The organism is Clostridium sp. K13 (assembly GCF_019734195.1).
GTDB lineage: Bacteria > Bacillota > Clostridia > Clostridiales > Clostridiaceae > Clostridium.
The window spans coordinates 1-22,645 of the sequence record NZ_JAASHM010000022.1 but is presented as its reverse complement, the minus strand read 5'-3'; the positions used below and the strand labels follow the sequence as shown (position 1 = coordinate 22,645).

Below are 22,645 nucleotides of genomic sequence, written 5' to 3'. Positions count from 1 at the left end.
ACAATACCGTATATCCTAAATTGGTTATACGGTATTTTTTATTTATATCTATTTATCTTTAAAATATTCTACTATATATTCAACAATCCTTGAACAAGCCTTTCCGTCTCCATAAGGATTTACTGCATGAGCCATTTTATTATAAGCTTCTTCATTATTTATAAGTTCATCAGCAATATTAAATATATCTTCTTTATTAATTCCCGCTAACTTTACAGTTCCAGCTTCAACAGCTTCCGGTCTTTCTGTTTCTGTTCTTAAAACAATAACTGGCTTACCAAGAGCTGGTGCTTCTTCTTGTATTCCACCTGAATCTGTCATTATAAGATAACATTTAGCCATAAGATTTGCAAAATCAACATATTCTAATGGTTCAATTAAATGTATTTTATCTTCTATTCCCTTAAAACTTTCATTTGCAAGTTCTCTTATTAAAGGATTCTTATGCATTGGGAATATTACATCTACATCTTCGTTTTTTGTAACAAGCTCCCTAACTGCTGCAAATATGTCTTTCATTGGTTCTCCCCAATTTTCTCTTCTATGTGCAGTTAATAAAACGATTTTTTTATTTTCAAAATCTATATTATTTAAACTTTTATCATCAAATTTATGATTTTTATCTACAACACTAAGTAAAGCATCAATTACAGTATTACCTGTTATGTATATATTTTTATGTATATTTTCTTTTTCTAAATTAGCCTTATTACTTTCTGTAGCTGAAAAATGTAAAGTCGCAATTGCTCCTGTTAATTTTCTATTAGCCTCTTCTGGAAATGGTGAGTAAATATCTCCAGTTCTAAGACCTGCTTCAACATGACCTATAGGCTTTTGATTATAGAATGCTGCTAATGCTCCATTTAATGTTGTTGAAGTATCTCCATGTACTAGAACTATATCAGGATTACAAGCTTTAATAACTTCATCTACTCCCTTTAAAACTTTATTAGATACATCAACTATTGTTTGGCCATGAGACATTACATTTAAATCATATTGTGGTTTAACATCAAAAATTTCAAGGACTGTATCAAGCATTTCTCTATGTTGAGCTGTAGCACATACAATTGACTCTATTCTTTCATCCTTTTCTAACACTTTAACTAAAGGACACATCTTTATTGCTTCAGGTCTTGTTCCAAATACACTTAAAACCTTTATTTTACTCAATATCCTTACCTCCTAATATTTTTTAATATAGCAGTTATTAGTTAGTAATTAGTGTTTACTATATTATTAGAAACTCCATTAGGAGTTTCATCTTAAATTACTAACGAAAAACTACTAACCTTTTATTCTTCTTTATCTAAGTAACTTCCTATAACTATTAATATTACAGGAATAAAATAAGAGAACATATTCCATATTACATGGAAATTAAAATAACTAAATGCTATATTAGCACTAACAAATCTAATTAATGTAAATACAGCAACAATAATTACTGGAGCTAACATTCTAATATTTCTTTTTAGCTTCATAAAATTATTAAATAATGATACTGCTAATGCTATAATTACTAATGGTTCAATTACTCCTGCAATAATATTTATTAAATAGAATATTCCCCTAAATAATCCATAATATCTAAATGAGAATACAAGCTCATCAATAAAATATGGCATACTATTAAAACTCTCAACAACTTTAGGTATTAATAATACTATAGCAATTATTCCAAGAACATAATTAATTGTTTTTTTGTGTTCTCTTGCCTTATTTATAGTATCTTTAAACTCTTCAGAATCCGAAAAATCTTTTACTAAATTTAATGCATCATTTGTAGCATCAACTGTAGCATTTACTGCCTTATCAGCATATTCTTTTACTTTTTCTGTGTTTATATTGCTTCTATTATCAGAATTATTAGTACCATTATCAGAATAAATTTCTGATACACATTCTTTACAATAATACTTATTATTTATTTTTACTTTACATTCTTCACATATAAGATGATGACATCTTACACACATTCCAACTGCTTCTCTATCACTGTGCTTAGAACAGTTCATAATTTACTTCAACTCCTATCTAATTTATATATATTTTATATCCTATATAAGTTATATAACTTTAGCCTTAAAACAACTTAAATTATATAAAGATACTTCTATAACTTTATAAGATTTTAATTGTAATGTTATATATTAATCTATAATTAGATCTCCATTTGAATCTGTAAACTTTTTACAAGCAATTAATATAAAATCTATTAAAGTCCATATTCCAAATCCACCAAAAGTTATTAACTGTAAAATTCCAGTTCCTATCTTACCAACATAAAATCTATGAACTCCTATAGTTCCAACAAAAAGACATAATAATAATGTTACTAACCAGCTCTTTTGTGTTGATTTATTTACATCATAATTATTATAACCATGTTGTGCTTCTGTATTATGTTTTGACTCTTTATATTGATACCCTTTATTAGCCTCAAATACTCCATTTTCTATACAGGTTTTACATACGGCTTTTCCATTTATATTTACCTTACACTCTTCACAAATAAATCTTCCACACTCAGTGCAAGCTGCTACTACTTCTCTATCTGAATGATAACTACAATTCATAATTATTTCATCCTTTCATAAATGTTTTATATTTAATTCTATATAATTTTACCATATATTGAAATATAATAATAGCTTCATGATTAAAAGGAAATTTTATACTTAATCACTTAAAATTTTTATAAAAAAACGTCTAATAGAATTTGCTCCTATTAGACGCTTTATCTAAACTTCATAAGAATTCATAAAAACAATTTTTTCTTAAATCCCTAAAGTCCTTCATTTTCTTCCTGTATTGATTTATTTCCTTCTACTATTTCTTTATATCTATTTTCATAATAATCATAGTCTTCATCTAACCCATCATCATCATCATAAAACTCATTATAAAGCTCTTCAGCTTCACCATCAAAATCACTTGCTACCTTTAATAATGCAAAAATAACTATGCATACAATAAGTACAAATATACCAATTAAAATATATTTAATCAAATAATCACCTCTCATAATAAACAAATTTATTATAAGTCTGTCCACTCTATTTAAATATATTCATTAAGTAAATATATATCTAATATAAAATCTTACATCCATCAAATTTTGATAATACTTTGTTATTACACTTATCACTAATGTATAAATTACTTATGATTATCCTTACATTCATAAATAGCTCTTCTTCATCACTTTCCATAGTAACAAATTTAGTTATTTCACTACTAATTTTTATAAGTACCTCACAACATTTAGATTTAAGTTCTTCAGCAACTAAATCAAATAAAACTGCTCTATAAAGGATATACCCATATGTCACACCTATCTTTACATAATTCATAACATCATTAGATTTAATCTTCTTAAATCTATATTTTATTCTCATAATATCTTCTCTACTACATAACTCTTCATTAACAACAAAGTGAATTGCAGCATTTAAAAACTCTTCCTTAATATTTTCAGTAATATTATTATCAATATAATCAATAATTAATTCTTCTATATTTGTATTCTTCATTTAACTTCTCCCACTTTACTAAAATATTTAATATAATTTAACTTAATATATAATATCACTTATATATTTTTAAGCTTCTATAGAATCTACAATTATCTTATTATAAATATGGTATAATCCATATCCTATTAATCCACTAATAGTATTACAAATTAAATCCATAGTATCAAAAGTTCTTGAATAATTAGGAATTATCATTGATAAAGTAACCTGACTACATTCTATAAATAAAGATATACTTAACGCTATAAACAAAGTGCTTTTTATATTAAAACATATCCTTTTCAAATAATAACATAAAAAGAAAACCATAGGGACTAATAACATTAAGTTTCCACCTATATTTTCAATAACTTCTCCTATCCCATATTTTTTATACATTTCAATAGTACTTTGCCATGGAATAATATGAATGGATGGATTTTTATGTATTAAATACTCCCCCCATACTATAGGTATTGGAAAATAAACTATATCAATTAATAGAATAATATATATATTAAAAATCATTCTCATAAACTTCTTTTTTAATAGCTCATTACTCATTTTCCTTTGAATACCTATAATTTCTAGTAATACCTCTAAATTAATATATAAAATTATTACAGTGGCTAATGCAAAAAATTCCCTTCTAGTTATAATAAAAATTTGAATCACTCTCCTATATAAACATAAGGAAAAAAGCTATACTTTTGTATAGCTTTATTACACAACTAAAACTATTTTTATTTTATAATAGTTCTTAAATACTCAATAAATCCATCTCTTAACTCTTCTTTTCTAAGAGCATATTCAACTGTAGCTTCAAGGAACCCAAGCTTATCCCCTACATCATATCTTCTTCCTTGGAAATCATATGCGTACATTGCTTCTTCCTCAATAAGCTTAAGTAATGCATCTGTAAGTTGAATTTCATTTCCCTTACCTGGTGCAGTCTTTTCTAATATTTCAAATATTTTTGGTGTTATTATGTATCTACCTAATATTGCAACATTAGATGGTGATTCTTCTATTGAAGGCTTTTCAACTAAATTTTTAACCTTATAAACTCTATCTTCAATATGAATTCCACCTACTATTCCATACTTATTAACATCTTGTTCAGCTACTGTTTGAACACCTAAAACTGAAGTTCTATATTCACCATAACAATCTATAAGTTGTTTTAAACATGGTTTTCTATCATTATAAACAACATCATCTCCAAGAAGTACTGCAAAAGGCTCATTTCCAACGAAAGTTTTTGCACAAAGTATAGCATGTCCTAATCCTCTTGGTTCCTTTTGTCTTATAAAGTGAATATTAACCATATCAGATATTTCTCTAACCATTTCAAGCATTTCTTGCTTTCCTGCTTTTTCAAGTTCCATTTCAAGCTCAACACTTCTATCAAAGTGATCTTCTATACTTTTTTTATTTCTTCCTGTTATTATAAGAATTTCTTCTATACCAGATGCAACACATTCTTCTATTATATATTGTAATGTTGGCTTATCAACTATTGGAAGCATTTCCTTTGGTTGTGCCTTTGTTGCCGGTAAAAATCTAGTCCCAAGCCCTGCTGCTGGGATTATTGCTTTTCTTATCTTCTTTTCCATATCTCCTATTTTCCCCTTAATATCTAAAAATTTCTATGCTATTATTTTTCAAAATAATATAGTAATTATATCATTATATTTATTAATTTAAATGCATATACGTCCGATATATTTCAACATATATCATTTAACTTAACTATTTTTTGGTTATTTTTTGAATTTTTCTTCTTAAAACTATAATCAAATAAAAAAAACTACCTCAGAGGGCAATGGAAATAATACTCTTTCCCCTGAGGTAGTACATAATAAACTATTTTCTTTTACTTGAAATATATATCCCACCAGCAACCATAACAATTCCTGCAACTACTATTGGTAATGCAGCTCTTCCACCTGTAGAAGGTAATTTTCCATTATCCTTATCAGGTTTTGAATTTACACCTGGCTTATTATTAGAAGATTGTCCACCATTATTTGAACCATTTAACTGTAATTTTATTAATTATTTGTTATTTTTTAGTTAATAAGAAAACACTTTTTAAAATTTGTTTGTCTAAATACTAAAATTATTATTTTTTATAAAAACTAACGGCTATGAAAGCTCTTCATATATTTGGATTTTAATAATTTTATTACTAGCTAATTCAGATGATGATAATAATCTTCTTTGGATAATAATCTTATTCTTATTATTCTGTAATGGCGATGGCTTTGGTGGAGATGCTAACTAATCTAATTAAAATAATTTAACAAAAAACAGTGATAAGCCTAAATTTTAATATAAGCTTATCACTGTAACTTTTATTTTATTATTTCATATTAAACATATCTTTCTTACTACTTACTATTGAATTTAATGCCATAACCTCACTTTCAAACATCTCTTGAGACCACTTAATATCATTTTCATTAATTTTAAAATGATTCCAAATGCCCTTTATATATATATTTCTATATCTAAATCTAATACGAACCCTTTTATCAACATCAACAATACAAAAATTTAAATAATCTTGAAATACTATATCTTTTATTAGTTCTCTATCCTTTTCATTATACTTATTAAACCATTGTCCATAAATTAGGTTGTCACTTAAATTTAATCTTATCATTAAGATTAAAGGAATTGCATAACCTCCCCTATAAATCAAATCCTTAATTTCAATTTTTAAATTAGGCAATAAACTAATTATATGATGAATATTAGCATAGCTTTCCTTAATATATATTATAGGTCCTTCCTCTTCTATGAAGTTACTTTTAAACAACATCATATGACCTATATCCATATCTGGTAAATCTTCTATAATACTTGTCTTAATCTTAGGTATTTCTTTTTCTTCATCCATCTATTAATAATTACCCTCCTTACTTTTCTTTTTCGACCTTATTCGGTATACCCCAGAGGCTACCCATTATACTTTGGTAATATTATTATAAAAGTACTTCCTACTCCAACTTCACTTTCAACTAATAACTTTCCATTATGCAATTCAATTAATTGTTTAGTTAAAGTTAATCCAATACCACTTCCACCAAACTCTTCACTTTTCTTATTATAAGCTTGTCCGAATCTATTAAAAATTCCCTCTAAGTCTTTTTCATCTATTCCAATTCCAGTGTCCTTTATTCTTATTTCAACATTATCATCAACATCATCAATTAAAACTTCAATTTTTCCGCCTTCATCAGTAAACTTAACTGCATTTCCTATAATATTAATTATACATTTTTCAATATCATTAATATCACACTTAACAATCAATTCCTCTACATTAGGATCAACAATAAATTCTATCCCCTTACTTTCTATAAAATCCTTCATGTCAAGGACAGTAGATTCAATATGATAAACTATATCATGTTCCTCTATATTAATCTTATATTCACCTGATTCAATCTTAGATGTATCAATAATATTATTAATAAGATTTAATAACCTTTTAGAATTATTCTTTAATACTTCCATATAATAATTTATCTTTTCCTTAGGTATATTATCCTTCTCTTTATTTAAATTACTTATAAGCTGCTGAGTTGATAAAATTAAATTCAATGGTGTCCTTAATTCATGAGATAAATTAACAAAGTAATTATTTTTATTAATTTCATTTTCAAGACTTTTTCTATATAGTACATATCCATAAAATATCGTTATCATCTAACAATATATCATTTATATAATTATCTGAAATACTAGTATAATTTTTATCAGCTATGTATTTATCCACTTTTCCTGTAGACATATCATAACTATTTAATCCCTTATCTGTAGCAATCCAATATACACCATTAGAATCTTCTTGTATTCCTAGTATATATTGACTAGTAAGTATATCACTTTTACTATCATAAAGTATTCTCTCAAACTTCTTTTCTTTCTCATTATAAAGATTTAGTCCATCTTCTGTACAAACTAAAATCCTATTTTTCGAATCAATAAAAATCTCTGTAATACTATTATTGGATAAACCATCTTTTTCTGTATATGTATTAATGATTTCAGTTGAAGTATCTATAACATTTACTCCAGCTGTTGTTGCAACCCACATCTGTTCTGATTTATCTTCAATTATATCAACTATCCAGTTTGATGATAATCCCATTTTAGGATCTTCACTATATCTGTAAAATTTAAAATTAACTCCATCATATTTATTTAGTCCATCTTCTGTGGCAAACCACATATACCCATCTGAATCTTGAACTATATCTTGTACTGCCCCTTGTGATAAACCATCTGATATTCCTATTCTTTTGAAATTAACACTAGATGTATGGTATTGCTCTGCATAGACAGTATCCACAAAAGTAACCATTATAATAAATATCGTAGTTAATATTATCTTCTTCACCATAATTCCTCCTAAATATCCCTAAAAACATTATAACAAATTTTTGCATTTTTTGATATTTATAATAGCTTTATTAATAAAAAAGATAAATTTAAAATTTATAAAATAAAAGGAGCCAAGCTCCATACTTATGCATAAAGCTTGACTCTAATTTTTCAAACCCTTAATGCTTTGAAAAACATAAGGAAAAATCATATTCATGTAATATTCTACCTACAGTTGTTTCATATATAGAGCATAAATCTAAATTAGGCTGAATGGTTATAAGTCTTATCTTATTACATTCCATTCTAGATAAATATTTATCTAAAACTCCTACGCCTAAAAGCTTAATTTCATCATTCTCATATAACCTTATAGCATTACTTTCTCCTGGTACTATTGTAATTACCTCTATAATATCTTTTCCTAATAAAACTACATCGCAAGACTTTGATACAAAATCTTCTTCATAGGGAACCTCTACAATTTCATTAAATAATAATTTTACCTTATCATCACCTTGCATTTCTTCTATTCTGTCTACTATTACATTAAAAGCTATAAATGTTAACATCTCTGCATAATCTGAAATACCATTATTTATTCCTAAATTAATTAGTTCACTTCTAAATTCTTCTCTTTCAATAACTCCATAATTTCTTTTTAATTTAAGTATAGTTAGATCCTTAATATACTTCTCATTTAACTCTATTGATATATTCTTATTATTCATAAATACCTCCATTACTTTTAAATATTTCTTAAGTTCTTAATTCCATCTACACCATGGTAATATTTTACACTATAAAATTTACAAAACTCTTAATATATATTTTCAATTCTTAAGATTACTTTACAATTTTATATTTTTGTAAGTTTATACAAAATTAAAGAGAATTCCTCCATTTCATTTATTTTCTTGTCTCACAATTAATACATATACTTCACCATAAAATTTTTACAAAACTATTTAAATTTTTATAATTACTTTTTTTTGCATAAAAAATAGTGACAAACTTATCATTTCACATAAGCTTGCCACTGAATTCTATATAGTAATTTAGTTGCTTCATTTAGTTAAAAACTTAATTTTAACTTAAATATAAAGTACAATACTTTAAAAATAATATTTCTATTAAAACAAAGAAAATAGTAGTTGTTCCATATACATAACCATTATTCAAATTAATATTTGCTGTAGTAGTATATATATTTTCATTACATAATCTTGCTAACTTATTTTCTGTCAGTCTAGTCATAGATATAGTTGGTACATTAATTACTTTTAGAACTTTTGCAAATCCTGTTACTTCATCAGATTCACCATTCATAGAAATAAATATTACTAAATCATCAGACTTTATAGTATTTAATATAATATTCATTTCATTTGGTCCACCTATTATATAAAAGTATTTTTCTGCATTTAAAAATATTCTCTTTAGCTCTTCTGCTATAGATTTTTGGATTTGACCTGTCCCATATATAAATACTCTATTTGAATCATGAATTAATTTACAGATATCTGTGAAATCTTTCTTTCTAAGATCAAAAATAGCTTTTTCATACGAATCAAATGCACTATCAATATGTATTCCTTCACTTTCCTTAACATTAGAAACATCCCAACTTAAATATACCTTAAGTTCACTATATCCCTTAAGAGATAGCTTTTGTGCAAACCTTAAAATAGTAGTTCTAGATACATTACACTTACTCGCTAATTCTTCAATTGTTAATGAAGAACATACCTTTTTATTAGCGTGTATGTATTTCCATATATGTAAATCATTTTGATTAAGATTATCATAATGTATATTAACTAACTCATCTATACTCATTTCTATCCCTCCCACTTTTAAAGTCAATTATACCACAAATTATTTGCTTTGATATGTTATTAAAAATTTATCTACATATATATAAATTATAAAAAGGGGATATTTCTTAATTAAGAAACATCCCCTTAAATCTAACAATAAACCTAATAAAACTAAACTACTTTATTTAATTTCTAATTAATACTACTTAAGCTCAGGCCAATACCCCTTATTAGCTTCAATTAAATCATCTAAAATCTTTTTAGCAACTGTTGCACTTGGTACAGTTTTAGATAAAGTTATAGCTTGCCATAACTTTTGATATGACCCTTCAATCCATGCTTCAACTACTAACTTTTCAACAGCAACTTGTTGTTCCATTAACCCCTTTTGGAATCTTGGAATACTTCCCATTACTATTGGTTCTGGTCCATTAGTTCCAACTATACATGGAACCTCAACCATAGCAGTCTTATCAAAGTTTTCAATAGTTCCATTATTTTCAACTATTAATAACATTCTTTCTCCAGTATTGTAGGCAATTGCTCTAGCTAAATCAACTATATATGAAGCGTGTTCATCAATATATAATTCACAACCTTCTGAAGTTCCTCTTTCAGCAACTTTTTTACATTCTCCAAATACAAACTTTTCTCTGCTTTCCATAACCTCATTAGCTCTAGTATGATTTGGATTTGAATGTTCTACAACATAATCTGAGAATAAGTAATATTTTAAATAAGTATTTGGTAAATGTGTTGGATCTACCGCAAAAATATCTCTAGCTTTTCTGAAAGTTTCATTCCAGCTTTCATCTGTATGTTGATGTTCATCTTCAACCTTAACATCATAACCATACTTAGCCACATGTTCTTTAATCTTTGGCATTAAGTCATTTCCTTCTTTATCCTTAATGCTTGACCACCATCCAAAGTGATTTAATCCATAATATCTAACAGTTAAATCTTTTCTAGATTCTAATCCTGCTATTTGAGCCATATGACTTTCAATTGAAATAGGCATATCACAAATATTTAATATTCTTGATTCTGGCTTTAAAGCTCTCATTGCTTCCGCTACTATTGCTGCTGGATTTGAGTAATTTAACATCCAAGCATTTGGTGAATATTTTTCCATGTACTCAACTAATTCTAATATTCCACCAATTGATCTCATTCCATAAGCCATTCCACCAGGACCACAAGTTTCTTGTCCTACTACTCCATACTTTAGTGGAATTTTTTCATCTAATTCTCTCATTGCATATTTACCAACTCTTATATGAGCCATTACAAAATCTATATCAGTAAATGCAGTTTCTGGATCTGTTGTTGCTAAAAACTCAATTTCTGGAGCCTTTTCTCTTAAGATAATTTCACAAGCTTTAGCTATAACGTCTTGTCTTTCTGCATCATTATCATAAAATTTAATCTTTCTAATTGGAAATCTGTCTAAATTGTCTAAAAGCATTAGAACTATTGCTGGAGTAAATGTACTTCCTCCACCTGCTACTGTAATTGAAAATTTCTTCATCTTAATATCCCCCATCTAATATATAATTATTATTTTTTTATTACTCTTATACATAAATTAAATTGTGTCTGCCCTAATATTACTTTTTAAGGTTGCACTATTCAATATAAGTAAGCACTTTAGTGAATAGTACACTACTTTGTTACATATACCTTTTCTTGTGAATCTTCACAAGCCTATAATAAGGACTCAACTTCAGCTCTAAATTTAGGCACTGATAGCCCAATAACTACCTGTATTGCTTTACCATTTTTCACTAAACCGTGAGCTCCAAAACTTCTAAATACACTATCACTCTTTACTAAAGATTCATTCTTTACAGATACTCTCAATCTAGTAGCACAATTTGTGATATCAACAATATTATCTTTTCCACCTAAAGCTTCAAGAACTTTTTCAGCCTTACTAGCATTAGTTACAACATCCTTATTTGAAATTTCTTCCGATGCTGAAATAGTTTCTTTTCCCTTTTCTTTATAATCATTTTTACTATATAATTTAATATCTTCCTCTTCCTCATCTTCTCTACCTGGAGTCTTATAATTAAACTTTAATATTAAAAATCTAAATACAACAAACCAAATACCTGTAAAAATTAACCCTATTATTATTTGAGTTATAAATGTAGCTGAATGATTATTAAATAAAGGAATCCAATTTAAAGCTGCCCAATCTATTAACCCATTACAGAAGTTACCTACAACTCCAAAAGAATAAGATACTGTAGTTAATGTTGCTGCTAAAATAGAATGTACTAAAAATAATGGTGGAGCTATAAATAAGAAAGTAAAATCTAATGGTTCCGTAATACCTGCTAATACAGCTGTTAATGTTGCTGGAATTAATAATCCTGCAATAACCTTCTTCTTTTTAGGCTTAGCTGTTGAATAAAGAGCTAATGCTACCCCAATAGAACCAAATACCTTTGTTAATCCATGTAATGAAAATCCACCTTGAGGGAATAACTCAATTAGTGGTTTATTTGAAGCTGCAAAATTACCTAAATTTGTTGCCCAATATGCAGCAATACCACCGTCAACTACAATATTGTCATATATAAATGGTGCATAAATAAAGTGATGTAACCCTGTTGGAATAAGTGCTCTTTCTAAGAATCCATAGATCCATACTCCAAATCCACCTGATGACATTAAGAAATCTTGTAATGCCCCTATCATCATTTGAACCTTCGGCCATACAAATGCTGTTAATATTGCAACTGGAATCATTACCAAGAATCCAATCATTACTACAAAAGATGAACCTCTAAATACACCTAGGATTTCTGGCAATTCTACATCAAAGTATCTATCATGTAACCAAACAACTATTCCAGAAATTATTATTGCTCCTATCATTCCTGTATCTAGTGTCTTTATTCCTGCTATTGTAGTTAATCCACTAACTCCACCAACAGCAGCATTTATATCAACACCAAATGTTGGTCCCCATAATGTTAATAATGCATTTATGAAATAGTTAAATGTTAAATAAATTACTAAAGCTTCCATACATGCTCTTGCTTGTTGTTTCTTTGCAAGACCTATTGGCAATCCGATAACAAATAATAAAGGTAATTGTCTAAATACTGTCCATGCACCTTCTTCAACAAGTGTCCACATCTTATACCAAGTGCTTCATTGTTATGCTAAATCTCCCATTATTTCAGGATTTTAAATAAAATTGCAAGTCCAACCATTATTCCTGAAAAGGCAAATAATAAAACTGGTGTGAACATAGCTCCACCTAGTCTCTGAATTTTTTGTAACATGTAAATACCCCCATATATATAAATTTATAATTTATTTCGTCTGTAAACATAGTAGCAAATACTCTAAACGTTATCAATAAATTGTAAAGGTTTAGTGATTAGTATTGTACTTTGTTACTTTTCACATAAAATATGATATTTCACATATGACTTTACTCTGAAAACTCTTTAACTTACTGATTTCTTCTATTTTATATACTAAACTTAGTAACTGCTCTTTGTATTACTTGATCTGAATACTTAGAATATAAAGTTTTTACAAAAATTCAAAAAGTTTTTTAAAATTACTGTATAAAAATTTCAAATATGGTCAAGCTATAAATATAGAGATATTAACTTAAACCTCGTTCCCCCTATATAGCGACTGCAGTTCCCCCACTGTAGTCTTTTTTATTGCAAAAAACAGAGACAAGTCCTATGTGATTTCACATAAGCTTGCCTCTGCAAACAAATTTGTCATTTGAACTGCTATGAAACTCTGATTATATGCATAGATAAATACAGAACTTCATCATCACTAACTTCTATATCTAAAATCTTTTCTACATAACTCTTAATATTTCTAGCACAATTAACCTTATCAGGATATTGAGTTTGTATTTGCTCTAAAATAAAACCATTTTTACTATCACTTAACTTTCCTTCTATTACTCTTTGCAAGAAAAACTGTAAATGAGTTATAAATCTTGAATAACTTAACGAATCCTTATCTAAAGTAATCTTTAAATCATATTTAATAATATTAAGGATATCCTTCATCATCTTAACCATAAAAATTGTATTTTCCATTTCAGCATTTTCACTTTGAGCATTTACAATATGAAAGGCTATATTTCCTGCTTCCTCTTCCGGCAGACTAATATTCAAAACATCATTTATTTTATCAACTGCATAAAGACCTACCTTAAATTCCTCTGGATAAAACTTTTTAACTTCCCATAATAGTCTATTTTGTAAGCTCACATTATTATTATATCTTTCTATTGCAAAGGCTATATGATCAATAAGTGAAATAAATACATTATCATTTAATTTACATTTTAATTTATCAGTTGCATACCTTACTATATCATTTGTGATATCAACATATTCACTACTGATATCTTCCATTGATCTAAAATACTTCTTTTTAGCATCATCATCTTTTAATGTAAATACTTTTTCTATTTTCGTTGAATCTATGCTTTCTCCAACCTTCTTCATAAACCCAATACCCTTACCCATAACTATTATTTCATTATCATTATTGTCCTTTACAAAAACAAGGCTATTATTCATAACTTTTATTATTTCCATACTATTCATCCTTATCTCGAGTAATAAATAATTGTTGAGTCTTCATTCTAAATAAATCTAATCCTATAACTTATAGCTCATAATATACTACTTATCCAAACTTGTTACTTATCTAAATTAACTTCTTATACTAACTTTCTATTACTACCAATATAATACTTATATTAATATATTAAAGATTTTTCCCATTACTTTCAATTATTCCTTTATACCAATGGAAACTTTTTTTCTTTATTCTTCTTAAATCCTTTAAGTCAAACTCATCTCTATTTACATAAATAAATCCATATCTTTTGCCATAACCTTGATGAGTACTTACAACATCAATAGCTGACCATGGACAATATCCTATCATTTCAACTCCATCAGATATTGCTAATTGTAATTGCTCTAAATGTTTTCTTATAAAGTCTATTCTATCATCATCATTAATTACATCATTTTCTTCTAATATATCCTTATCTCCGTACCCATTTTCAGTAATTAATATAGGAAGATTATATTTTTCAGAAACCTTTCTTAATGTCATTCTTAAACCTACAGGATCTACTACCCATCCATATTTAGATTTATCAACGTATGGATTTTCAGCAGCTCTATATACCCCTGGTTCACCTAACATTATTTGTTGATCACCAGCTCTTGGAGATACATCAGATGCATCACCCTTACTTTCTGCAATAGTAGCTGTAGAGTAATAATTCATTGCAATAAAATCAGGATTTCCAGATTTCATAATATCCATATCACCCTCTAATATTGTAGGAGCTAACTCTCTATCTTCTAAATAACTCCAGAAAAGCCCATTATATCTGCCATAAACAGCTAAATCTAAGAAGCTCCATCCTCTTAAAGTTTCCCAGTTATGAGCCGCAATAACATCATTAGGATTGCAAGTTTCACCATACATAGTTGTAATATTTAAAGCTGGTCCTATCTTGCTATTTGGACACATTTCATGACATAATTTCATAACTTTAGCTTGTGCTAATAACATATTATGATTTTGTTGATATAACTCCTTTTTACTTGGTAACTTTCCACCCTTAGGTATACCTATAGCTCCTGGATGTAATATCATAGTATTTTGTTCATTTATAGTAAGCCAATATCTTACCTTATGTCCAAAGTTTTTAAATAATACCTTTGAATACTCTACAAATGCATCTATAGTAGTTCTATTATTCCATCCACCTTGTTTTTCTAGCTCATAAGGTAAATCAAAATGATACATAGTTACAATAGGTTCTATATTATATTTATTAAGTTCATCAATTAAGTTACTATAAAACTCTAATCCCTTTTCATTAACTTCCCCGACTCCATTTGGAATAACCCTTGTCCAAGCTATAGAAAATCTATATGCCTTTAATCCAAGCTCTGCAAATAACTTTACATCTTCCTTATATCTATGATAATGATCACTTGCTACCTTAAAATCAGAAGTATCCTTAGGATGATTAAGCATATCTATTACAGATAACCCCTTTCCATCCTCATTCCATGCTCCCTCAACTTGATAAGCTGATGTTGATGCTCCCCATAAAAAGTCCTTTGGAAAATCCTTTATATTCTTATAAATCATATGTTACCTCCTAATTTAAAATCATAATAGATTAGGGCTACACCAAAATATTTCTAAAATAATAACTAATATATTATTATTTTATACTCTATTTCGATGTACCCTCATTTAATTCTCTAATTTATTTTAATTATTTAATTACTCTTAATATATCTTCACTGAACTTAGTTGACTTATTAGTTTTTAACTTTTCAACATCTTTAAATTCATTTGAGTTACAAATTAATACTGGTGTTACTACTTCATATCCAGCTTTTATTATTTCATCTTTTTCAAACTCTAATAATTTGTCTCCAACTTTAACTTGTTGTCCAGCATTTACAAAACTATTATAATGTTTACCTGCTAAATTTACAGTGTCAATTCCAACATGTATTAAAATATCCACGCCTTCTTTACTCTTTAATGCAACTGCATGTTTAGATTCTAATACAACCTCTACAGTTCCCTCTACTGGTGAAACAACTACACCTTCTTCTGGTATTATTGCTACACCTTTTCCTAAAATTTCAGCTGAGAAAACATCGTCATTTACTTCTGATAAAGGTATTACTTTTCCCTTTAATGGACTCTTAATAACTAATTCAGAAAAATTATCTACTGCAACTTCTTCTTTTACTGAAGCTACTGTTTCTTCTTCACTTACTTCTTCCTCTTCTTCAACAGGGTCATCAAATCCTATAATCCAAGTTAATACAAATGTTACTCCAAATGCTATTAAACAAGTTACTATAGCATGAACTATATTCATTGGATTTTCACCTATAAATGCTGGTAATGCTGCTAATCCTGGTGATACAAATGCATATCTTACAAGTCCTACTGCACCTGCATATATACCTGCTATTCCTCCACCTATCATTGCTGCAATTAAAGGCTTTTTAAGCTTTAATGTTACACCATATAGAGATGGCTCAGTAATACCTAAAACTGCTGTGAACCCTGAAGATGCTGCTAATTGTTTTAATGATTTATTCTTAGTTTTCATTGCAACTGCTAATGTTGCTCCACCTTGAGCTATGTTAGATGCTAACATACCAGGTCCGTTAACTGATTCTGATCCTAAATTAGATAATTGCATAGTAGCAATTGGTGTCATTGCCCAAGCTGTACCTGTTACTACTAGGAATGGTTGAAGCGCTCCCATTAAGAAAGGAATTAACCAGCTTGCTTTTCCATTTATAAATTCTGCTCCTGCAGCAACTAAATCATTTAAGTAAGTTCCAAAAGGTCCTATTACTATTAACGCCAAAGGTGCTGTTAAAAGTAATATTAATAATGGTTTTGTAAAGAACTTTATAATTGATGGTGATACCTTTTCTGCAAAACGTTCAATATAAGACATTGCCCATACTGTAATAATTATTGGTAATACAGATCCTGCATAATCAGTTAATCTAACAGGCACTCCTATAAAGTTTATGGATTCTCCTGATGCTAAAAGACTACCTAAGTTAGGATGTAATAAAACTCCTGCTATAGTAATAGCTAAAATTGGATTACATTCAAACTTAATTGCAGCTCCATATGCTAATAATATTGGCATAAAGTAAAATGCTGCATCTGATATTGTATCTAATAAAACATAAGTATTACTATCACTAGTTAAAACACCTGTAAGTGTTAATATTGCAAGTAAGGCTTTTATCATCCCAGCTCCAGTGATTGCTGGAATCATTGGTGTAAATGTAGTTGAAATAACACTGATAAATTCTGAAACTAATCCTTGCTTTTCCTTCTTCTTGTTAGAATCTTTATTACTTGATGGCTTATTTCCTAATTTATTTAATATTGCTCTATAAGCAGTTTGAACCTCATTACCTATAACTACTTGGAATTGTCCACCCTTATTTACTACAGATATTACACCTGCTAATTTTTCAATTTTATTAACCTGTACATTAGACATATCCTTTAATTCAAATCTTAATCTAGTAGCACAATGTGTTAATTTGCTTACGTTAGATGCTCCTCCTACTAATTGAAGAACACCTAGTCCAACTTTTTTATAATCCATTTCTTATCCCTCCATTTTTACTCTTAATGAAAATTACTTAAAAGTAATCAATTTTTAAAAAACGTTTTCTTTTGATGATTTTAATTTCTTAAAATCTCTCTTTAATATCTTTCGATATATTTTAGAATACAAAAAAAGACCAAAATAAAATGACTATTTCTATAGAATTCAATCTACGAAAAATAAATCATTTCTATCTTGGTCTTGCCTGCATTATCAGTAACATGCCTTAATAAAAACTCAAAGCTGTATGTAATTGTTTACCACGTTTGTTACTGTTAATATATCATACTTATTTAAATTACGCAATAGTTAATATTATTTTTTTATTATACTGCCATTTCTACTTTTTCTGTATATATCTTTGACTCTGTTTTTTCTTTTTTCCAAAGTAATAATGTAATAATAAAAGATGAACCAAATGCTATAACTGCGCCACTTATAGCATATAAAATATTTCTAGGTAACTCATCAGAAATAAACATAGAAATACTTGCAAGTCCAGGCAGAACTACTGCATATCCTCTAATCCCAACTACTCCAATAAATATAGCACCAATAATACTTCCAGACATAACACTCATTAGTACTTTTTTATTTTGAAATGCTAAACCAAAAATAGCTGGTTCAGTTATTCCAAACAATGCAGAAATCCCAGCTGATATTGCTGTAGAATTACTTTGTTCATCCTTTGAACGTACTGCTGCTGCAAATATGGTGATTCCATCTGCCATTAAACTATTCATAGCAGGTAAAATTAAAACTCCAACTACTGCAATTGACATAAGCTTATTACACTTTAACTTTTCAGCTGTTGTACTAGCTATGAATATTGGCAAGAAATAAAATCCTACATCAGCTATAGTACTAAATAATATATACATACTATGTGATTTATCTAATACTCCAATCATATTTAATAATAAAAGTACAGACTTTAACATCCCTGCCCCTGCTACTACTGGAACTAACGGTTGAAATACTGATACTACAAAATCAAGTATTACTACACCTACTTTTAGTTTATTAACTTCATTAATTTCTACTTCATTATGCTTTTTCATAATAAAATCCACCCCTACCTAATTAATATTACCTGCAGAATTAATCCAATAAACGGATTAATTCCACAGGAAGTAAAATTAGCTATTTACATATTTCCCTAGTATTTGCATAAAAAAAAGACCCAATAAAAGTAACACAAATAAATGTGTCATTTTATTAGATCTTGCCTGCTTTACCAGTAACATGTCTAAATGCTAACTACATGGCTATCTTAGCATATCATTAAATACAAGTCAATTTTTGGATTAGCACCGGAGGAAATCATCCTAATACAATTCATAAATATCCGATATTTCAGTATCTATTTCCTTAAAATCAATACTATACTGTTCCACACTCTCATCATTAAAAACAGTTAAATTACTTATTGGCATAACAATACTAAACTTACTACCTTGTCCAATATCACTTTCTATTAAAATATTACCACCATGTAATTCTACTAATTTCTTAGAAATACTTAACCCCATTCCACATCCTTCATTTCTCCTATTTAAAGATGTGTCAATTTGAGAAAATGGTTTAAAAATAGCTTCACACATATCACTGCTTATTCCTATTCCAGTATCCCTTATTTCAATAATTAAACTGTCCTTTTTCTCAAATAAATTTTCCCCACATTCAACTAAAACTTCTTCCCTTTTAACATTTACATAAACATCACTGTTTTCCTTGCTAAACTTAATAGCATTAGATAATAAGTTAGTAATTACTCTAACAATCTTGCTAGTATCACACCTTATTATCATTTCCTCAAACTCAGTATCAAAAATTATATTAATATTTTTATTTATAGAGTATTTAGCAATATATAAAACAACTTCCTCTATGAGCTGTACAATATTAACATTTGAAAACTGCATTTCCATATCTTCTGATTCAAATCTTAATATATCAATCATATTGGTAACTATCCTAGACATTCTTAAACAATTTAACTTTATACTTTTTTTATATTTATTATAAGCATTAACTAGCTCTCTCTCATTATTTAAATCAGCTACTTCTAATAATTGCATAGCAGAAAAAATAACATTAATAGGAGTTTTAAATTCATGCGATAAATTTATGAAAAAGTTGCTTTTACGTTTTTCATATTCTTTAAAATTATCATATTCTAAAAGTAAATTATCATAGTTTTCCTTTCGCCCTAAATCTCTAGAAATAATCATCTTACCTACTTTTCCAAGCTTTAAATTATTTACTTTACTAACAAATGACTCTAATTTAACTTCTCCATTAGCACCTGTTATAGTATATGTTACCTTTTCATTTATAGTATTTAAAACAAGATTCCTATTATGAGAATCATTTATTAAATCATAATAATTAATCTTCTTACTATTAAAATCTAATTCGCCAATTATATCAATAGCAACCTTATTCATATAAATAATATTACCATAATCATCAATTGCCACTATAATATCTGTCATACTATTTAAAATATAAGTTAATACTTTTTCACTTTCTCTTATACTCTTATTTTTATTATACTCTTGAGTTATATCATTAAATTTAATCATATAATATTCCTTATTAGTTCTAGTTACAACCTTTTGAATATGTAAATCAATAACTATTCCTAAATCATCTATGACCTTGCTTTTCCTGATATAATCTTCATGTTTTAATTCTTCATATAAATCTTCAAATCTATACTTATTTTCTTTTATTATTTCTATTAATTCCTTATATTGATTTATTATATCATTAGATTTGCATAATAATTCTCTTAATATCTTATTTGCATAACACATATTCCCACAGTCATCAAATAATATAATATTATCATTACAGTTAAATTCTGCTATATGAAAGAAAACAGTTAACTCTTGTTCTAAATAATCACTTTCATTACTATTAACCACAATCTGTATAAAAGCTCCAACAACTATATATGTAAAAGAAATCATAGTTAATAAAATAAATATATTATTGGAGTATTCACTATTAAGCTTACCTGTATCAAATATTTGAAATATTCTATAAAAACCTCTTACTATTAATAAATATATGCTTCCTATAACATAAGAATATATTATATCAACTTCCTTTAAAGTTTTAATCGCTAATAATATGGTGCATATAAAATAGCAAATACTTATTATAAATAAAATTAATGGCACTATATATATATATTTATAAATAGGTAAATAATTTAATAATATGTAATCTAGTATAAAATTAATTAAAGTAATCCCACTCACGTTAACTATTAATAATGCTTTATTTTTTATTAAATTTTTATTTTTTACAACCATTATTAATATAATCATTCTAAATATTGTATTAAATATATCAACACTATCTTTATGGTATAATTGATTAAGAATCATACTTACAAATAAATTTAAGTAAAGTAAGGATAATATAAAATATATTTGTTTTTTTGTACTCATATAATAAATTACACATCCCAAGTACGCTATAAAGCTCAAACAACTACAAATAATCAATAAATCTCTAAATCTACTTATATTAATAATATTGTTAATAGTATTAGTAATTATATTTTCTCTAAAACTTATAACTATAAGTAATCCTACTGCAAAAATAAAGTTACTTACTAATAAAAGTCTTATTTTCTTTTTCTTTTTTAAATTTTCTTCCTCTTTTTCATATAATCTAAACATTCTCTCAACTCTCTATTTTCAAGCTATATTTTAATTTAAATTTATATTATAAAATAAATACTTGTTTTATATTTCCATACATTTTTACAACATAATCAATACTTTACATCAATTTACATTCAAATTCAAGTTGAATATTTTATATTAATATGACATTAATATTATCATATTATATTCGTTATTATTTCCTTCATTATACTCATAAGTATTTTTAGAATAACTATGATTTTATTCATAGCTTTGCCCTTTGAATAACCTATTTACAGTCTTATCTATATAATAAAAAAACAGCGACAGTCTTTATGCTTTTCACATAAAGCTTGCCACTTGAAAATTTATAAAATTTAAAAACCACCAGTGGTTTACTATTCCCATATAAGAGAAAAATCATATTCGTGCAATAGACTCTCTACAGATGTTTCATATATAGAACATAAATCTAAATTAGGTTGAATTGTTATAAGTCTTATTTTATTGCATTCCATTCTAGATAAATATTTATCTAAAACTCCTATTCCTAAAAGCTTAATTTCCATATCCTCATATAGCCTTATAGCATTACTTTCTGCTGGTACTATTGTAATTACCTCTATAACATCTTTTCCTAACAAAACTACATCACAAGACTTTGATACAAAATCTTCTTCATAGGGAACCTCTACAATTTCATTAAATAATAATTTTACCTTATCATCACCTTGCATTTCTTCTATTCTGTCTACTATTACATTAAAAGCTATAAATGTTAACATCTCTGCATAATCTGAAATACCATTATTTATTCCTAAATTAATTAGTTCATTTCTAAATTCTTCTCTTTCAATAAATCCATAATTTCTTTTTAATTTAAGTATAGTTAGATCCTTAATATACTTCTCATTTAACTCTATTGATATATTCTTATTATTCATAAATACCCCCCATTACTTTTAAACGATCTGTTAAGTTATATGAACATTGCTCTTCTCAGCCCAAGGAAATACAATAGGTTTGCGATACTAAATAATACCC

Annotated in this window: 20 protein-coding genes and 1 pseudogene; all 21 read right to left on the bottom strand. The window is 27.2% G+C overall.

Features of this window, described 5'->3' with window-relative positions:
• Positions 1–48 precede the first annotated feature (48 nt).
• Entirely contained in the window at positions 49–1,173 is a 1,125-nt protein-coding gene (wecB, locus tag HCG76_RS12515; RefSeq protein WP_221700646.1) for a non-hydrolyzing UDP-N-acetylglucosamine 2-epimerase, read from the bottom strand.
• Between the two features lie 122 nt (positions 1,174–1,295).
• A complete protein-coding gene (locus HCG76_RS12510) occupies positions 1,296–2,018 on the bottom strand; it encodes a hypothetical protein (RefSeq protein ID WP_221700647.1) in 723 nt (240 codons plus the stop codon).
• A 135-nt stretch (positions 2,019–2,153) separates the two neighbouring features.
• Positions 2,154–2,579, bottom strand: coding sequence for a TM2 domain-containing protein (locus HCG76_RS12505; protein ID WP_221700648.1), 426 nt, complete (start codon positions 2,577–2,579; stop codon positions 2,154–2,156).
• 209 nt (positions 2,580–2,788) lie between these two features.
• Positions 2,789–3,013, bottom strand: a complete 225-nt coding sequence (locus tag HCG76_RS12500; protein WP_221700649.1) for a hypothetical protein — start codon at positions 3,011–3,013, stop codon at positions 2,789–2,791.
• 79 nt (positions 3,014–3,092) lie between these two features.
• A complete protein-coding gene (locus HCG76_RS12495; RefSeq protein ID WP_221700650.1) occupies positions 3,093–3,536 on the bottom strand; it encodes a hypothetical protein in 444 nt (147 codons plus the stop codon).
• 69 nt (positions 3,537–3,605) lie between these two features.
• Positions 3,606–4,046 carry a VanZ family protein gene (locus tag HCG76_RS12490; RefSeq protein WP_221700651.1) on the bottom strand — a complete coding sequence of 147 codons (441 nt, stop codon included), beginning with the start codon at positions 4,044–4,046 and terminating at the stop codon, positions 3,606–3,608.
• 215 nt (positions 4,047–4,261) lie between these two features.
• The gene (galU, locus tag HCG76_RS12485; protein WP_221700652.1) at positions 4,262–5,134 is read right to left on the bottom strand and encodes a UTP--glucose-1-phosphate uridylyltransferase GalU; all 873 of its coding nucleotides are present in this window, start codon (positions 5,132–5,134) and stop codon (positions 4,262–4,264) included.
• Positions 5,135–5,384: 250 nt separating this feature from the next.
• Positions 5,385–5,573, bottom strand: coding sequence for an LPXTG cell wall anchor domain-containing protein (locus HCG76_RS19555; protein ID WP_221700668.1), 189 nt, complete (start codon positions 5,571–5,573; stop codon positions 5,385–5,387).
• A 310-nt stretch (positions 5,574–5,883) separates the two neighbouring features.
• Positions 5,884–6,423 (bottom strand): hypothetical protein, encoded by a 540-nt coding sequence (locus HCG76_RS12475; RefSeq protein WP_221700653.1) that lies wholly within the window; start codon positions 6,421–6,423, stop codon positions 5,884–5,886.
• A 59-nt stretch (positions 6,424–6,482) separates the two neighbouring features.
• Positions 6,483–7,235 carry a sensor histidine kinase gene (locus HCG76_RS12470; protein ID WP_221700654.1) on the bottom strand — a complete coding sequence of 251 codons (753 nt, stop codon included), beginning with the start codon at positions 7,233–7,235 and terminating at the stop codon, positions 6,483–6,485.
• A complete protein-coding gene (locus HCG76_RS12465; RefSeq protein ID WP_221700655.1) occupies positions 7,201–7,932 on the bottom strand; it encodes a ligand-binding sensor domain-containing protein in 732 nt (243 codons plus the stop codon). The genes HCG76_RS12470 and HCG76_RS12465 overlap by 35 nt, the downstream gene beginning before the upstream one ends.
• 160 nt (positions 7,933–8,092) lie before the next feature.
• Positions 8,093–8,644, bottom strand: coding sequence for a DUF2800 domain-containing protein (locus HCG76_RS12460; RefSeq protein ID WP_221700656.1), 552 nt, complete (start codon positions 8,642–8,644; stop codon positions 8,093–8,095).
• 358 nt (positions 8,645–9,002) lie between these two features.
• Positions 9,003–9,752, bottom strand: coding sequence for a MurR/RpiR family transcriptional regulator (locus HCG76_RS12455; protein WP_221700657.1), 750 nt, complete (start codon positions 9,750–9,752; stop codon positions 9,003–9,005).
• Positions 9,753–9,935: 183 nt separating this feature from the next.
• Entirely contained in the window at positions 9,936–11,264 is a 1,329-nt protein-coding gene (locus HCG76_RS12450; protein WP_221700658.1) for a 6-phospho-alpha-glucosidase, read from the bottom strand.
• Between the two features lie 176 nt (positions 11,265–11,440).
• Positions 11,441–13,035: pseudogene (locus tag HCG76_RS12445) on the bottom strand (alpha-glucoside-specific PTS transporter subunit IIBC).
• A gap of 468 nt (positions 13,036–13,503) precedes the next feature.
• On the bottom strand, positions 13,504–14,331 hold the full coding sequence (gene licT, locus HCG76_RS12440) for a BglG family transcription antiterminator LicT (protein WP_221700659.1): 828 nt from the start codon (positions 14,329–14,331) through the stop codon (positions 13,504–13,506).
• A 172-nt stretch (positions 14,332–14,503) separates the two neighbouring features.
• The gene (locus tag HCG76_RS12435) at positions 14,504–15,916 is read right to left on the bottom strand and encodes a glycoside hydrolase family 1 protein (RefSeq protein WP_221700660.1); all 1,413 of its coding nucleotides are present in this window, start codon (positions 15,914–15,916) and stop codon (positions 14,504–14,506) included.
• Between the two features lie 130 nt (positions 15,917–16,046).
• Positions 16,047–17,933 carry a beta-glucoside-specific PTS transporter subunit IIABC gene (locus HCG76_RS12430; RefSeq protein ID WP_221700661.1) on the bottom strand — a complete coding sequence of 629 codons (1,887 nt, stop codon included), beginning with the start codon at positions 17,931–17,933 and terminating at the stop codon, positions 16,047–16,049.
• A 329-nt stretch (positions 17,934–18,262) separates the two neighbouring features.
• Positions 18,263–18,997, bottom strand: coding sequence for a hypothetical protein (locus tag HCG76_RS12425; protein ID WP_221700662.1), 735 nt, complete (start codon positions 18,995–18,997; stop codon positions 18,263–18,265).
• A gap of 267 nt (positions 18,998–19,264) precedes the next feature.
• Entirely contained in the window at positions 19,265–21,634 is a 2,370-nt protein-coding gene (locus tag HCG76_RS12420) for a PAS domain-containing sensor histidine kinase (protein WP_221700663.1), read from the bottom strand.
• Between the two features lie 365 nt (positions 21,635–21,999).
• The gene (locus HCG76_RS12415) at positions 22,000–22,545 is read right to left on the bottom strand and encodes a DUF2800 domain-containing protein (RefSeq protein ID WP_221700664.1); all 546 of its coding nucleotides are present in this window, start codon (positions 22,543–22,545) and stop codon (positions 22,000–22,002) included.
• Positions 22,546–22,645: the final 100 nt, after the last annotated feature.